Source organism: Streptomyces sp. NPDC058457, assembly GCF_042720695.1.
Taxonomy (GTDB): Bacteria; Actinomycetota; Actinomycetes; order Streptomycetales; family Streptomycetaceae; genus Streptomyces.
This window is the reverse complement of the sequence record NZ_JBHXLU010000136.1, coordinates 13545-27542: the sequence shown is the minus strand read 5'-3', so window position 1 is coordinate 27542 and position 13998 is coordinate 13545. Positions and strand designations below refer to the sequence as shown.

The following is a 13998-nucleotide window of genomic DNA, read 5'->3' as shown; positions in this document are numbered from 1 at the left end:
TTGCCGAACACCTGATCACGGACACGGATCGGGACACCCAGGAACGTGCTCATCGGCGGATGATTCGGCGGGAAACCAAACGAGGCCGGATGCTCAGAGAGCCTGGTCAGACGCAACGGCTCAGGATGACGGATCAACTCCCCCAGAATCCCGTGCCCCTCCGGGAAAGGACCGATCCGGGCGATCTCCTCCTCACTGACACCCACCGTGTGGAAAGCCGACAGCCGCCTCCCGTCCGGACCGATCACACCCAGAGCCCCGTACTCCGCATCCACCAGCACGGCCGCCGCCTCCACGATGCTGCGCAGAGCCTGCTCCAGATCCAGTTCCCGGCCGACCGAGAGCACCGCCTCCAGCAGACTGTGCACACGGTCCCGAGTACCACGCGCGGCATCCAGCCGAGCCTGCAACTCCTCCAGCAACTCATCCAGCCTGAGCTGCGGCAACCGCACCCGGGCCGCCTCATGGCTCTCCACCGCACCCCTCCCGATCCCGTCGACTCACACACCGGCAGGTCCGGTCAAAGCCCACCGTAGTAGGCACCGACCACGCCGGGCACCCGGATCGGGTCAAGTCGTCGGCACCTACTACGGAGCCGCCCGGCCGTGCAGAGCAGAGGGGCAACACCTGCTTCGGCCCGGGAACTCGGGCTCCCTGAACGACACGCTGACCGTCGTCCGGCAGCAGCGCATCGCGGCCGACGACCATGGTCGAGCTGCTGGCACCCGACAGGCTCGGCAGCGGGCAGGACGGTCGCGACCGGTGCGGCCGCGTGGCGCAGCACCGCGTGTGTGACCGGGCCGATGTGCGGGCCGAGGGCGGCCCGGCGGATCCGGCGGCCGACGACCACCAGGCAGGCCCCCTGCGAGGCGTCCGCCAAGTGGGCGCCGGCGTCGCCCACGACCGACTCCTCGGTCACCTCGACACCTGGGAACCTGGCCATCCATGGGCTGAGAATTCGTGTGTGTACGGCGGTCTGCTCGTCCTGTGGCTCCGGGCCGCTCCGGCCGTGCACCACACGCAGCCCTGTCGCCCGCCGGGCTGCCGCGGCGAACGCGAAGCCGAGAACGGTGTCGTCGGCGTCGCTGAGATCCAGCCCGACCACGACCTCTCGGTAGGGGGTCGCTTCGGAAGGCGTCCCGGCGGCATCGGACAGATGCTCGTCCTCGGCGCCGGCTCCCGCGCGGACGAGCATGACCGGCTGCTCGGTACGGGCGACCACCGCCGACGCCACCGAACCGAGCAGGAGGCCCCCGGCCGCGCCCAGGCCTCGCGACCCGAGCACCAGCAGTTCCGCGTCGCGCGCGGCGCCGACCAACACCGGCACCGGCTGTCCCGGGAGCTGGTCCGTGTCGGCCCGCAGGCCAGGACGACGATGGCGCAGCCGGGCCGCGGTCTCCCTCAGCAGTGCCGCAGAGTGGTCGACTTCCGCCGGGGGCAGCGGATCGCCCGCGAACGGCACGTAGTCGTGCGGCTGTTGTCCGCCGACGTGCACCAGTCGCAGGGGAAGGTCCGACATCAGGGACTCACGCGCGGCCCAGTCGGCTGCGGCGAGGGGCCGGCTCTGGCGCGCTGCGCACATAGCAGCACCGCGCCGTCACCGTCCAGGACGCAGTCGACAGGCAGCACCGGGTCGCGCGTCCCGTGTGCGTCGGTAGTCTCGGCCACCGTTTCGCCCTGAGTGGGTGCGTGGCTACTCAGGCACCCGGCCCGGCGCGGATTCGACGGTGATACGGCGCCCGGTCACGGAGCGGGGCTCGATGCGCACCCACAGGTCGCGATCGCCGCCCGCCCACGGAGTGCTGTGAACCGACATGGTGAGCCGGTACACCTCCTCCGCCTCGCTCACCCGGCGGGCAGGTCCGCGTACCAGCACGCTCCAGCCCTCGCCGAAGGCGTCGTCGATGCGGTCGACCTCGAAGGCCACCTGCCGGCCCGGGGCCATGGACGGTGTGGTCTCGTCCGCGGTTCTGAAGACGATCGTGCCGTCGACGACGCTGTAGTTGACGGGCAGGATGACCGGGCCCGATGCGGTGTCGACGCCGAGGCGTCCGACGCCGTGCGAGCCGAGCAACGCCCTGCATTCGGCCGGGCTCAGCTCGGTGAACTCGGGGCGGTATCCCGCCCGGCCGGGTCCGGGCGGGGTGTCCAGGTCGCCTCCGGTGAGGTGCGACACAGTGGTGTGCAGGACGTCGGCGAGCCTGAGCAGGGCGCCCGTGCCCGGCGCGGCCTCGGGGTGTTCCTCCAGGTACCGCAGATAGCCGGGGGCGATGCCGGATCGTTCGGCCGTCTCCTCACGGGTGAGGCCGAGTTCCTGCCGGCGGGCCGCCACGCGGCGCCCCAGGTCTCCCAGCGCTGGTCCTTCTGCCGTGTTCGGCCGTACCTGTTCGGCCATGACCGGTCACATCCTCTCGTCGGTCAGGTCCCGCGGACGGCGACCTCGTGCTGTTCCCCGCCGAGTACGACCTTGAGCGCGCCGGTGTCGGCGGCGCGGGCGAAGACCTCGTACGCCTCGGCCATGTGGTCCAGAGGGAAGGTGTGGGTGACCAGTTGTGCGGTGGGCAGCCGGCCGGCGGCGGCCATCCGCAGCAGGGTGGGGGTGGAGTGGGTGTCCACCAGGCCCGTGGTGATGGTCACGTTCTTGATCCACAGGTCTTCGAGGTGCAGCGTGACCGGCCTGCCGTGCACGCCGATGTTGGCCACGTGCCCGCCGGGCCGGACCATGCGGGTGCACAGTTCGAAGGTCTCCGGTACGCCGACGGCCTCCATGACGACATCCGCGCCGAGTCCGTCGGTGAGGTCGGCGATCAGCTGTTCCGGGGCCTCCCGGGCGTCCGCGACGGCGTCCGCGCCGAGCGCCCTGGCCGCCTCCAGCCGGGCTGGGGCCAGGTCCACGGCGACGATCCGCTCCGGGGCGAACAGCCGTGCCGTGGTGATCGCCGCCAGGCCGATGGGGCCGGCGCCGACGACGGCGACGGTGTCGCCGGGGCGCACCCGGCCGTTGAGGACGCCCACCTCGTAGGAGGTCGGGAAGATGTCCGCGAGGAGGACGGCGTCCTTGCTGTCGACCGTGCTGGGCAGGGCGTGGACGGACAGGTCCGCGAAGGGGACGCGGACGTACTCGGCCTGGGTGCCGTCGATCAGATGGCCGAGGATCCAGCCTCCGCCGCCCCTGCACTGGCCGTACATGCCTTCCCGGCAGTACGAGCAGCGCCCGCAGGAGCTGATGCAGGAGAGCAGCACACGGTCTCCGGGCCGTACGGTCCGTACGTCACTGCCGACCTCTACGATCTCGCCGACGGCCTCGTGACCGAGGACCGTGCCCGGCTGCACCTCCGGGACATCGCCCTTGAGGATGTGCAGGTCCGTCCCGCAGATCGTGACGGCGTCCACCCGTACGACGGCGTCGGTGGGCTCCTTGACGGCGGGATCGGGGACCTCTTCCCAGGCGGACTGCCCGGGGCCGTGGAAGACGAAGGCCTTCATGTCGTCACTCACCGTCCTTGGTCCGCTGCGGGGCACGGGATCGGCGGACGCCGACGGCAGGTGCCGGCCGGACGTCGGGACAGTGCCGGTATCGCCCCGCAAGTCCAGCCTGTCCTGTCTCGGACGGGTCCGCTTGGGCCGTCCGGCCCACATGACCTGCCGGACGGCCGCCCCTCCCGAACAACTGGACACGGGCCGTTCGAGGCAGACTGCGGCTGGTCACGCCGGACGGCGGCTTCCCTCGGTTGCTGCGCTGCACGGGCCTGGGCGGCGCCTTCGAGCTGTATCCCGGCCTCCGCGAGGCTCTCGCCGGCAAGGGCTCCCCTGGACCAGCCTCCGCCGTGGTCGCCTGAGCCTGTCCCGGCGAGGGCTGAACGGCCCATGTGTCCGGTCGAGTTGCCCCCCGAGCAGCCCTACGGCGGTCCCTGGTCGGCCCATGTCCCGGCACCGGGTCGACTGACACCTTCGGGAGTGTCACCACGGCTAGGAGCCACGACAAGGAGGAGGTGCGGGCCGATGCGCAGGACCCGGCGTGTGAAGAAGCCGCTGTGGCGGTGGCGGAGCAACCCGCTGCGACGCCACGACGATGTCGTCGAGGCCTGGGTGGTCCTGGCCGTATGGGCACTCGTCGTGGTGGGAGGAACCGTCGCCGGGCTGCTGGCCGCCCGGGCCGCGGACGACGTCTTCGCGCGGCAGCGTGCGGAACGGGAGGCCGTGCGGGCCGTGCTTCTCGTCGATGTCCCGAAGAGCACCTCCAGGCTCGGCACGGAGAGCGAGCGCACGCCGGCCACCGTGACCTGGACCGCACCCGACAGCTCCACGCGCACCGGCCGGACTCTCGTGGACACCGGTACCAGGGCCGGTTCCCGAGTCGTGGTCTGGCAGGACCGCCAGGGCCGTCTGACCACCAGGCCGCCGAGCGCCGGTTCGGCCGCCGTCGAGGCGGGGGTCCTGGGGACGGCGGCCGGCTGCGCGCTGGCCGGAGCGGTCTTCGGGGCCGGAGCGGTCGTCCGGTGGCGGCTGGAGCAGCGGCGGCTCGATCTGTGGGGCCGCGAGTGGACCACCGTCGGACCTCGCTGGGGTCACAAGACCGGCTGAAGTCGAGCCCCCTCGAACTCGCAACGACTCGGAGGCGAACGCCGATGGAACCCGTGATCCTTGCCCGCAGCGGCAGGTCGACGCCCGGTCGGGCCGTGATCGACTGGGCAGCCCACGAGGCACAGATGCGGGGTGTGGTGCTGCGCGTGCCGCACAGCCCGTCGCGCGAGCCCGTCGGGGCTTCGGTGATCGTCTGCGGCGTGCGCGGGGACGACGACGCCCCGCCGTTGCGGCCCGGCTCCCTGTCGGCCACGCTCGTGGGCACCGCGCACGGCCCTGTCGTACTCGTCCCCGACCTTCTCGCGACTTCCCGCCGCCGGGCGGGAGTCACTCTCGGTGTCGACGCCCGTGCCCCCTCCGACGCGGCCCTCGGCTTCGCCTTCGAGAGCGCCCGGCTCCGGGGCGTGCGCCTGCATGCCGTGCATGCCTGGGCGCTGCCCGCGGGCGCCGCCGAGCGGCCCTTCGGCGTGCCGGAGAGGGATCGCGCCGCCTGGGAGGACCACGAGGTCCAGTTGCTGGGCGACGCCCTGCGCCCGTGGCGCGAGAAGTTCCCCGACGTGCGGGTGCTGGAGGACGTCCGGCTGCTCAGCCCCACGGAGGCGCTGCTGCACTGCTCCGAACACGCCGCACTGGTCGTGGTCCCGCACGACTCCGGGACCACCGTCTGGAAGGAGGCCGCTCGGGCCCTGCTGCGGCGCGCCACGTGCGCCGTGGCCGTCGTACCGTCGTGAGCCGGGGCCCCTGCCGGAGCCGACCGACCGGTAGTACGGGGGCGTGCACACGTTCACGCTGGTAGCAGGACCCGAGAGGTCTCCTTCGAGCCCTGGCTCCCCGCAGCTGTGAGGAGAACACCATGACCGGCAGCCACCATCAGGTGGGCGACATGATGACGCGTGCCGTTGTCTCGGTGGGCCGTGAGGCCCTGTTCAAGGACATCGTCCAGCACATGGACGGAGGGAGGATCAGTGCCCTGCCCGTACTGGAGGGCGACGGCTGGCCGCGGCGGACACCTGACGGGGAGCCGTGACGTACCGTTCACGTGTTCCGGAAGCGACGCCTTTCCGGTCACTCAGGTCCGGGCTGCCGGATCATCCGTGGGCCACGACGGCGACGGGTGCACCTATGTGATGCAGGGCGGCATGGGTGACATGACCGATGCGGGTGCCGAGGGAACCGGTACGGATGCGCCGGCCGACGACGGCCAGGGACGCGTCGCGGGCCGCGCCGACGACGACCTGCGCGGCGCTGCCGCAGCGGCTCGCCTCGATGACGTCGACGCCCGGGAACTTCTGCCGCCAGGGACGCAGCGCCTCGGCCAGAGCGGTGCGGTGGCTCCGTTCGAGGTCGTCCTGGAGTTCCGCGTCGCCGGGGAAGCGGTAGTAGGACACGGCCGTCTCCGGCCAGGCGTGCACCACCCGAAGGAGTGTTGCCCGGCGGGCTGCGGCGTCGAAGGCGAACTCCAGCAGCGTGTCGTCCGGGTGATCGACATCGAGGCCGAGCACGACCGGCCGGAACGGCGTGGCGGCGGACGGCACGCCCGCCGGATCCATCCCGTGCTCGTCCGCGGCCTGCTCGCCCTCACGCACCAGCACCACGGGCCGTTCCACGCGGGCCACGACGGCCAGGCTCACCGAGCCGACCACGAACCCGCCGATGCCGCCGAAACCCCGCGAGCCCAGCACGAGCAGATCGGCGGAGTCCGCCGCCTCGCAGAGGACTTCGGGCACGTCACCCGTCAGCTGTTCGGTGAGTACCTCAAGACCCGGGTGCCGCAGACGAAGACCCTCCGCGGCCTCGCTCGGCATCTGCCGCGTCCAGTGCTGACGGGTCTCGGGGCCCACCAGCGGAGCCTGCGCCACAGGCACGGGGGCAGGCTCTCCGACGTGCACGATCTTCAGCGGCAGGCCGCGCAGCAGGGCTTCGCGCGCCGCCCACTCGGCGGCGGCCCGGCTCTCGGGCGACCCGTCGAGACCTACGGTGACGGTTCGGAACATGATCTCCACCTCCGGGGAGCGTTCCCTCCCAGCGTGACGGCACGCTCCCGGGCAGGTAAGGGCCATACGTCCCCCTACAGGACCAACCGGCCCACGCGTCCTCGGTGGGGCCGAAGGCCGCCGCACCTGCCGTCGACGAGGACCGGTGCCGCATGCTGGAGGTAGTCGCTCCGCTTCCTCTCGGACCCTACGGAGTCGTCATGTACGGGACCCCGCATCTCGTCGGCGACATCATGACCTGCTCGGTCGCCACCGTGGGCCGCTGGGCCTCGTTCAAAGACATGGTCGGCCTGATGCACGACCGGGGGCGCGTCATGGCCCGGAAGAAGTTCGACGCACGGCTCCCCAGGGGATCGTCGGACCAACCGCAGGGACCAATGGCCCCTGGTACGTCGGCCGCACCGCCACCTGCAATGGATATGGAACCGGCGGCGGCACTCCCCGGCGCCGCCGCAGGGAGGAGACGAGGGCGATGTCCGCTCCCGTATCAGCATCAGCGAAGCAGACCGGCCGGGCAACGACGGCCACCGGGCCCGAGGCGAGGGGCGCCTCGATGCACGCCCACGTCGGCGACGAGATCGTCGTACGCGGTACCGGGGTCGGAGCCGTCGCGCGGGACGGCGAGGTCGTCGTGCTCCACCATCCCGACGGCAGCCCGCCCTACGACATGCGACGGGCCGACAGCGGACGGTTGACCGTGTACCTCCCGGGGCCCGGCTCCTGCGTCAGGCATCTGACGTCCGCGGCCCCCGCAGCCGGCGATCCGGAGAGCGGAGGCCGTCATGACCCGGCCCGGTGATCCCCGACCGATCGTGGTGGGCGTCGATCCGGACCCGGCTCACCGGATGGCACTGGTCTGGGCGGCGGACGAGGCCGCCCGGCGCCGGTTGCCGCTGCGCCCGGTCCTCGCCGAGGGCGTGCCGACCCGCGGCTACGGGAGGGGCCGGACACCGCCCTCCTGGGAGGAGTGGAACGAGGCGCTGCACAAGGCGGGCCGGCAGGTACTGGACGAGGCAGCGGAGTTCGTCGGGGAGCACCATCCGGGGCTCCGGGTGGACCCGCTGCTCGCGGAGGGCGATCCGGCGTGGGTGCTGCGGGAGCAGAGCCGTGACGCCACGGCCGTCGTGCTGGGCTCGCGGCATCTGACCCGCGCCCAGGAGGTGTTCGGCTCCGCCTCGGTCGCCGTGCCCCTCATGGCGCACGCCCGCTGTCCGGTGGTCGTCGTACCCGAACCGGAACACGTCACCCAGGACCCGGCGTACTACGTCGTCGGCGTCGACGGCAGCCCGCACTCCGCGGCCGCCGTGGACCTGGCGTTCGAGGAGGCCGCGCTGCGCGGTGCCGGGGTCCGGGCCCTCTTCGTCTGGGAGCCGGGGCCGCTGCGGATCTTCGACGAGTACGGACCGCAGCAGGAGGCCCGGCGGTTGCTCTCCGAGATCGTGGCCGGTCGCGGCGCCCGCTGCCCGCAGGTGGACCTGCGCCACGAACTGGTCACCGGGCACCCCGTGCAGATCCTCACCGACGCCTCGGCCCACGCGCTGGGCCTGGTGGTGGGCACCCGGGGCCGGGGCGGATTCACCGGCATGCTGCTCGGCTCGGTCAGCCAGGGGGTGTTGCACCACGCGCGGTGCCCGGTCATCGCCGTGCCGTCCGGGCCCGCCTGATCCGCGAGTCCGAAGCGAAGGGAAGCCACCATGACCGCAGAACCCGTCGACGCGCACACCGTCGAGACGCTCGTGGCGGACGCCGTCGCCGCGCCTTCGCAGCACAACGCACAGCCTTGGAGGTTTCGTTACCTCGGCGACATCGGTGTCCTGCGCCTGTACGCCGACCTGGGGCGCACCCTGCCGCACACCGATCCGGAGCAACGCGGTCTGCACCTGAGCTGCGGGGCCGCACTGTTCAACCTACGGGTGGCCGCCGCCGCGGCGGCGCTGGCGCCGGTCGTCCGGCTGCTCCCGGATCCGGACTACCCGGACCTGCTCGCCGAGGTGCACCTGTGCGGCAGCGGGTCGCCGGACCCCGCGCTGGCGCTGTTGCGTCCCGCGGTCGGCCGCCGCCACTCCAGCCGCTACCCGTTCCGTGACGAGGAGATCCCGGCGGCGACCCGCGAGGACCTGTGCGCGGCGGCCAGTGCCGAAGGCGCGCAGTTGCTGTTCCCTGGTGGCTGGCATGTGGGCTCGATCCTGGAGCTGGTGCGGGACGCCGAGGAGTGGGAGGCACTGGACGCGGGGATACGCGGCGAGACCGCGCGGTGGACGCATGCGGAACCGTCGGGGGCCCAAGGGCCGTCCGACGGCATTCCCGCCGAGGCGTTCGGCCCGGTGCGCCGTGGCAGTGGCGCCCCCGTGCGCGACTTCGCCGCCGGACGCCCGATGCCGGACCGTCCCCGGGCGTCGTTCGAGAAGAAGCCGAACATCGCCCTGCTCGGCACAGCCCACGACGGTCCCCCGGACTGGCTGCGCGCCGGGCAGGCGCTGGAGCGGGTCCTGCTGCGGGCCACCGTGGACGGACTGGTCGCCTCCGTGACCTCCCAGCCGCTCGAATGGCCGGACCTCCGGTGGGCGGCCCGCGACCCTCTCTCCGCCATGGGCCATGTGCAGATGGTGGTCCGGCTCGGATATGGCCCCGAAGGGCAGGCGAGCCCTCGGCGGCCACTGGACGACGTGCTCGACATCGTGTGAAACCCGCGAACGCGCCCTCCCACGCACCCTCGCATCACGACTCGACGACAAGGAGCAGCCGCATGAAGGTGGCCGAGGTGATGACCGCGCCTCCCGTGCACGTGGACCCCGGTGTCTCCCTGCAGGAGGTGACCCAGTGGATGACCGAGCGCCGCGTGGGCTCCGTCCTCGTCGTGAAGGACGGGGAGCTGTGCGGCATCGTGACCGACCGCGACCTCGCGCTGCGCGGCCTCGGCGGCGGCCTGGCAGCGGGCTCGACCGTGGACGCGGTGATGTCGGCCGATGTCGTCACCGTCGACGCCGACGACGACCTCCGGGCCGCGTACCGCACCTTCCGCCGTGCGGGAGTGCGCCGGTTGCCAGTCCTCGACCGGGGCCGGCTGGTCGGGGTGCTGACGATCGACGATCTGTTCCTGGACGTCTTCCGGCAGCTGGCCGATCTGCTGGGCCCCGTCGCATGGAGCGTGCTCCAGGAGCCGCCCGGACCGCCCTCGGTCAGCGGCGGTCCGCGTGAAGCCTGAAGCGGTCGACCGGGAACGACCGCACTGCGCGAAAGCGACCCGCCCGACGCAGCCGTAGGCCCGGGAACCGGACCGTCACCGGCCGAGGAACCGGGGCCGCTGGTCGTGCCGGAGCGGGCCTCGCCAGGACGACCTGGTGAGACCCGCTTCTGACGGTACGGAATCCCCCGGATCCGGTCCGGGCCCGGCGAACACGGTCAGGTCTTCAGCTCGGCGGCGATCCCGGACGCCCACGCCTCGACGGCTTCGAAGTCCCGGAAGTCCCCGCCCTTACCCGCCCGTACGATCCTCCGTGCCAGCCACCCCTGCGCGTCCTCTTCGAGGCAGCCCCCGAAGGTGACGTGACCCCGGGCGTGCAGGTCCCGCATCGCGCGCCGCACCGCGCGCACGGGCGGGATGTCCCGCTCGGCGGCGGAGTCGTCGAGCGGGCCGCTGCTGAAGAACCACACGGGCCGCTCGGCAAGATCCTTGCTGTGGCGGCGGACGAACGTCCGGGCGTCCTTGTGCCAGCGCCCCGCGTACAGGCCGCCGCCGACCACGACCGCGTCGTACCGCGTCACGAAGGGCACGGACGCGGCTCGCATCGTCTCGACGGTCAGCCCGTTCTCGCGCAGGGTGCCGGCGATCGATTCGGCGATGTGCGCCGTGGATCCGTTCCTGCTGCCGAAAGTGACTAACACTGTGCCGGTCATGGGATGGTCCCCCTCTCAGAGTCCGCGCAGCCAGTCGTCGGCCGCACCGTGCAGTGCCTGCCCCTCGCGGATGCGGGCGTCGTCCAGGCGGTAGGTCAGGTTGTCGATCACGTCGACCACGCCGTCGATCTGGCGGGTCATGGAGACGGCGATCTCGGTCTCGGTCTTGCGCTCCATGTGGCCGGTGAGCGTGACGACGCCCTCGGCCACGGCCACCTCGACGCCGCGCGGCGGCAGCCACAGGGCGTGGACGAGGACTTCGTCGATCACCTCGCCCCGGATCTCGTCGTCGGGGCGCAGGAACACCTGGAGCAGGTCGCGCCGGGTGACGATGCCCACCAGCCGGTCCTCCTCGTCCAGGACGGGGAGCCGTTCCACGCGGCGTTCGGCCATCGTGCGGGCCGCCTCGACGATGGTGTTCTCGGCGTGCACCGTGACCGGCGGGTCCGACATCAGGTCTCCGGCCGTGCGGGCCCGCGCCTTGGCCGCCTGCTTCCTGGCGCCGCGCGTCAGCTGGTTGAGCGGTGCGCGGTACTTCTCCCCGTGGGGACCCGGCGCGGTGGCCTGGCGGGCCATCAGGTCCGTCTCGGAGACGACCCCGATGACCTTGTCGTCGTCATCGACCACCGGGAGTCCGCTGATCCGGTGGTCGGCCAGGAGCCGCGCGACCTCCTTGAACGGCGTGCTGTAGGCGGCGTGGACGACGTCCGTGGTCATCACCGAGCCCACCTTGTCGTACCTCATCTCGGTTCCCTCCCCGGCCCTCAGCGGAGCCGGCGCAGATAGGGGTCCTGAGGCCGGCGTGGCAGCAGCCGTACTCGTGCGTCGAGCACGGTGACGCCGTCCGGTGTGGCCAGGACGGGGTTGAAGTCGGCCTCGGCGAGCTGCGGCAGGTCCGCGGCCATCCGGGACAGCCGCTGGAGCAGCTGCTCCAGCCCTTCGAGGTCGACGGGTCCGTCGCCGCGGGTGCCGAAGAGCAGCGGCGCGCAGCGCGGGGACGTGATCAGGTCGTGCACGTCGTGGTCGGTGAGCGGGGCCAGCCGGGCCGCATGGTCGGCGAGCACCTCGGTGGCCGTACCGCCGAGCCCGGACAGCACCAGCGGGCCGAAAACCTCGTCCTGGACGACACCGGCGAACAGCTCGGTGCCGCGCCGGGCGAGCGACTGGACGACCACGCCGGTCATCAGGTGGCCGAAGCGGGTCTCCAGGTCCCGGAAGGCGGCGCGGACCTGCGGCTCGCCGCGCAGGTCGAGGTGGACCGCCCGCTCCTGGCTCTTGTGGACGAGGCCCGGCCAGTGGGCCTTCATGACCACCCGGCCGTCGGCGCCGCGCAGCCGTTCGGCGGCGCGCACTGCGTCGTCCTCGGTCTCGGCCCAGGCCCACGGGATCTGCGGGATGCCGTAGCAGGCCAGCAGGTCGGCGCAGGTGCGCGGGTCGAGCCAGCCGCCGTCCGGGTGCGCGGCCAGGTAGGCGTCCGCGAGGGTGTGGGCCTGCTCGGTGTCGACGTCGTCGAGTGCCGGTACGGTGCCGGCCGGGCGGGCCAGCCAGGCCGCGCGGTCGGCCGCGTGGGCCAACGCCCGTGCGGCCGCCTGTGGTTCGGCGTAGGACGGGACGGTGCCGCCCTCGTCGGCGGCGGGCAGCAGCTTCACCGGCAGGTCCTGCTCCAGGCGCACGGCGAGGACGGGCTTGGGCCTGCGGCCGGGCGCCCCTGTGAGGGCGCGTATCAGGTGGTCGCCGGTGGCGGTGGCGACGGCCGTCGGGACCAGGGCCACCAGGACGGCGTCGATGCCCGGGTACTCCATGAGCGCGTTGACGCAGTCCGTGAGCTGTTCCTCGGTGACGGCGGCGGTGGCGTCGACCGGGTTGCCGACGGCCGCTCCGTCGGGCAGGGCGCCGAGCAGTTCGTCGATCATCACCGGGGTGAACGTCGGCAGCGCGAGTCCGGCCTCGGCGCAGGCGTCGGCGGCCAGCACTCCGGCGCCGCCCGCGTTGGTGACGATGGCGACGCGGTTGCCCTCCGGCAGTGTCTGGGAGTACAGCAGGGCGGCCGCTTCGAGGAGTTCGCCGACCGAGCTGGTGGCGGTGATGCCGGCCTGGGTGAACAGGGCTCGGCGGGTCATGGTGGGGGTGGCGGCCGCCGCGGTGTGCGAGGCTGCGGCCCGGCGGCCGGCCGTGGACCGGCCGGCGTCCACGGTCAGCACCGGCATCCGGCGCGCCACCCGGCGGGCGGTACGGGAGAACGCGCGCGGGTTGCCGAAGGACTCCAGGTGCAGCAGGGCGAGGTCGGTGCGGCCGTCGGTCTCCCACCACTGGAGCATGTCGTTGCCGCTGACGTCGTACTTGTCACCGAGCGAGACGAAGGAGGACACGCCGATGCCCAGCCGGGACAGGCCGTCCAGCAGGGCGATGCCGATGCCTCCGGACTGGACGGCGACGCCGGCGCTGCCGGGGCGGGGGTGGCCGTCGGCGAAGGTCGCGTCGAGTCGCAGGCCGGGGTCGGTGTGGGAGATGCCCAGGCAGTTGGGGCCGACGAGCCGCATGCCGTAGGTGCGGCATGCCGTGCGCAGTGCCTGTGCCTGGTCGGGGTCGAGGCCCGCGGTGACGACGAGCAGGGCGCGGACGCCGGCCTTGCCGCACTCCTCCGCGGTGACCGGGACCGCCGCCGCGGGGACCGCCACGACCACCAGGTCCGGGATCCTGGGCAGGGCGCTGACGGACGGGTGGCAGGGCACCCCGAGGACCGAGGTCACGCTGGGGTTCACGGCGAAGAGGCGATGGGTGTAGCCGCCGGTTCGGATGTGGTGGAGGATCGCCCGGCCGACCGAGCCCGGTTTGCGTCCGGCGCCGACGACGGCGACCGTCTTCGGGCACAGCAGCGGCCGCAGGCTCGCCACGTCGGCGGCGCGGCCCCGGGACTCGACGGCCGAGAGGTAGGCGTCGTCCTCGTCGAGGTGGATGGTGCAGCGCGTCTCCGGGCCCTCGAAGCGGCGGGAGGTGCGCAGGCCCAGGTCGGCGAAGAGCCGGAGCACCTCGCGGTTCTCGCTCAGCGCGTCGGCCGTGAAGACGGTGATGCCGTCGGCTCGGGCCGCCGAGACCAGGTGCTCGACGAGAAGGGTGCCGACCCCGCGGTGATGGAGTCCGTCCGCCACGGCGATGGAGATCTCCGCCGAGTCCTTGCCGTCCTCTCCGGTGTCGTACTCGGCGAGGCCGAGCACCCGGCCCCGAGTCTCGGCCAGCAGCGCCCGGTAGCCGGGGCGGGCCGGGGCACACGCCCGGTCGGCGGCCATCGCGGCCGAACGCCGGCTCACCGAGAAGAACCTCAGGCGGAGGTTCTCCGAGGACATCTCGTCGTAGAACCCCTTCAGCCGGTCGTGGTCGCCGGGGGTCACGGACCGGATGCACACGGTGGTCCCGTCCGCGAGCAGCGCGTGGGCGGGGGATCGATCGAGCAGGAAGTCGGTCATCGCGGTTCTCCTCCAAACCGGTTGGCACTACGAGCATCCGACGCGGCGGACTCCGGCCC

General features: G+C 72.7%; 15 protein-coding genes. 7 read left to right on the top strand and 8 right to left on the bottom strand.

Annotation, left to right across the window (positions count from 1 at the left end; genetic code table 11):
• From ACFWPS_RS50955 to ACFWPS_RS50940, 4 genes are all read right to left on the bottom strand, one after another.
• A partial coding sequence (locus tag ACFWPS_RS50955) for a GAF domain-containing protein (protein WP_383720503.1) occupies window positions 1–476 on the bottom strand: 476 nt, incomplete at its 3' end.
• A gap of 44 nt (window positions 477–520) precedes the next feature.
• Entirely contained in the window at window positions 521–1582 is a 1062-nt protein-coding gene (locus ACFWPS_RS50950; RefSeq protein WP_383720500.1) for a universal stress protein, read from the bottom strand.
• Between the two features lie 111 nt (window positions 1583–1693).
• Complete coding sequence (locus ACFWPS_RS50945) at window positions 1694–2395, bottom strand: helix-turn-helix domain-containing protein (protein ID WP_383720498.1); 702 nt, start codon at window positions 2393–2395, stop codon at window positions 1694–1696.
• 23 nt (window positions 2396–2418) lie between these two features.
• Complete coding sequence (locus ACFWPS_RS50940) at window positions 2419–3486, bottom strand: zinc-dependent alcohol dehydrogenase family protein (protein ID WP_383720509.1); 1068 nt, start codon at window positions 3484–3486, stop codon at window positions 2419–2421.
• A 516-nt stretch (window positions 3487–4002) separates the two neighbouring features.
• Here ACFWPS_RS50940 and ACFWPS_RS50935 point away from each other — a divergent pair.
• The 3 genes from ACFWPS_RS50935 (at window position 4003) to ACFWPS_RS50925 (ending at window position 5611) form a co-directional block, all read left to right on the top strand.
• Window positions 4003–4584, top strand: a complete 582-nt coding sequence (locus ACFWPS_RS50935; protein ID WP_383720495.1) for a hypothetical protein — start codon at window positions 4003–4005, stop codon at window positions 4582–4584.
• Window positions 4585–4628: 44 nt separating this feature from the next.
• Entirely contained in the window at window positions 4629–5315 is a 687-nt protein-coding gene (locus tag ACFWPS_RS50930; protein WP_383720492.1) for a universal stress protein, read from the top strand.
• Between the two features lie 122 nt (window positions 5316–5437).
• Window positions 5438–5611: a CBS domain-containing protein gene (locus tag ACFWPS_RS50925; RefSeq protein WP_383720489.1), complete on the top strand. Its 174-nt coding sequence runs from the start codon at window positions 5438–5440 to the stop codon at window positions 5609–5611.
• A gap of 61 nt (window positions 5612–5672) precedes the next feature.
• Here the strand turns inward: ACFWPS_RS50925 and ACFWPS_RS50920 are convergent, their stop codons facing one another.
• Window positions 5673–6578, bottom strand: a complete 906-nt coding sequence (locus ACFWPS_RS50920) for a universal stress protein (RefSeq protein ID WP_383720487.1) — start codon at window positions 6576–6578, stop codon at window positions 5673–5675.
• Window positions 6579–7050: 472 nt separating this feature from the next.
• Between ACFWPS_RS50920 and ACFWPS_RS50915 the strand changes: the two genes are divergently transcribed.
• The 4 genes from ACFWPS_RS50915 to ACFWPS_RS50900 all read left to right on the top strand — a co-directional run bounded on the left by ACFWPS_RS50915 (window position 7051) and on the right by ACFWPS_RS50900 (window position 9783).
• Entirely contained in the window at window positions 7051–7377 is a 327-nt protein-coding gene (locus tag ACFWPS_RS50915) for a DUF1918 domain-containing protein (protein ID WP_383720484.1), read from the top strand.
• A complete protein-coding gene (locus ACFWPS_RS50910) occupies window positions 7361–8242 on the top strand; it encodes a universal stress protein (RefSeq protein WP_383720482.1) in 882 nt (293 codons plus the stop codon). Before ACFWPS_RS50915 ends, ACFWPS_RS50910 begins: the two co-directional genes overlap by 17 nt.
• Window positions 8243–8272: 30 nt before the next feature.
• Window positions 8273–9262, top strand: coding sequence for an Acg family FMN-binding oxidoreductase (locus ACFWPS_RS50905; protein WP_383720480.1), 990 nt, complete (start codon window positions 8273–8275; stop codon window positions 9260–9262).
• A gap of 62 nt (window positions 9263–9324) precedes the next feature.
• Complete coding sequence (locus ACFWPS_RS50900; RefSeq protein ID WP_383720478.1) at window positions 9325–9783, top strand: cyclic nucleotide-binding/CBS domain-containing protein; 459 nt, start codon at window positions 9325–9327, stop codon at window positions 9781–9783.
• 197 nt (window positions 9784–9980) lie between these two features.
• Here ACFWPS_RS50900 and ACFWPS_RS50895 read toward each other — a convergent pair whose 3' ends face one another.
• Genes ACFWPS_RS50895 through ACFWPS_RS50885 form a run of 3 tightly spaced genes read right to left on the bottom strand, consistent with a single transcriptional unit; the run spans window position 9981 to window position 13939 of the window.
• Entirely contained in the window at window positions 9981–10475 is a 495-nt protein-coding gene (locus tag ACFWPS_RS50895; protein ID WP_383720476.1) for a flavodoxin domain-containing protein, read from the bottom strand.
• A 15-nt stretch (window positions 10476–10490) separates the two neighbouring features.
• Window positions 10491–11219, bottom strand: a complete 729-nt coding sequence (locus ACFWPS_RS50890; RefSeq protein WP_383720474.1) for a CBS domain-containing protein — start codon at window positions 11217–11219, stop codon at window positions 10491–10493.
• 20 nt (window positions 11220–11239) lie between these two features.
• Window positions 11240–13939 carry a GNAT family N-acetyltransferase gene (locus ACFWPS_RS50885; protein WP_383720472.1) on the bottom strand — a complete coding sequence of 900 codons (2700 nt, stop codon included), beginning with the start codon at window positions 13937–13939 and terminating at the stop codon, window positions 11240–11242.
• Window positions 13940–13998: the final 59 nt, after the last annotated feature.

Bases quoted from the DNA above. Each gene is read 5' to 3' on its own strand.
- ACFWPS_RS50950 (WP_383720500.1), bottom strand. From the start codon at position 1,582: ATGTGCGCAGCGCGCCAGAGCCGGCCCCTCGCCGCAGCCGACTGGGCC.
- ACFWPS_RS50945 (WP_383720498.1), bottom strand. From the start codon at position 2,395: ATGGCCGAACAGGTACGGCCGAACACGGCAGAAGGACCAGCGCTGGGA.
- ACFWPS_RS50940 (WP_383720509.1), bottom strand. From the start codon at position 3,486: ATGAAGGCCTTCGTCTTCCACGGCCCCGGGCAGTCCGCCTGGGAAGAG.
- ACFWPS_RS50935 (WP_383720495.1), top strand. From the start codon at position 4,003: ATGCGCAGGACCCGGCGTGTGAAGAAGCCGCTGTGGCGGTGGCGGAGC.
- ACFWPS_RS50930 (WP_383720492.1), top strand. From the start codon at position 4,629: ATGGAACCCGTGATCCTTGCCCGCAGCGGCAGGTCGACGCCCGGTCGG.
- ACFWPS_RS50925 (WP_383720489.1), top strand. From the start codon at position 5,438: ATGACCGGCAGCCACCATCAGGTGGGCGACATGATGACGCGTGCCGTT.
- ACFWPS_RS50920 (WP_383720487.1), bottom strand. From the start codon at position 6,578: ATGTTCCGAACCGTCACCGTAGGTCTCGACGGGTCGCCCGAGAGCCGG.
- ACFWPS_RS50915 (WP_383720484.1), top strand. From the start codon at position 7,051: ATGTCCGCTCCCGTATCAGCATCAGCGAAGCAGACCGGCCGGGCAACG.
- ACFWPS_RS50910 (WP_383720482.1), top strand. From the start codon at position 7,361: ATGACCCGGCCCGGTGATCCCCGACCGATCGTGGTGGGCGTCGATCCG.
- ACFWPS_RS50905 (WP_383720480.1), top strand. From the start codon at position 8,273: ATGACCGCAGAACCCGTCGACGCGCACACCGTCGAGACGCTCGTGGCG.
- ACFWPS_RS50900 (WP_383720478.1), top strand. From the start codon at position 9,325: ATGAAGGTGGCCGAGGTGATGACCGCGCCTCCCGTGCACGTGGACCCC.
- ACFWPS_RS50895 (WP_383720476.1), bottom strand. From the start codon at position 10,475: ATGACCGGCACAGTGTTAGTCACTTTCGGCAGCAGGAACGGATCCACG.
- ACFWPS_RS50890 (WP_383720474.1), bottom strand. From the start codon at position 11,219: ATGAGGTACGACAAGGTGGGCTCGGTGATGACCACGGACGTCGTCCAC.
- ACFWPS_RS50885 (WP_383720472.1), bottom strand. From the start codon at position 13,939: ATGACCGACTTCCTGCTCGATCGATCCCCCGCCCACGCGCTGCTCGCG.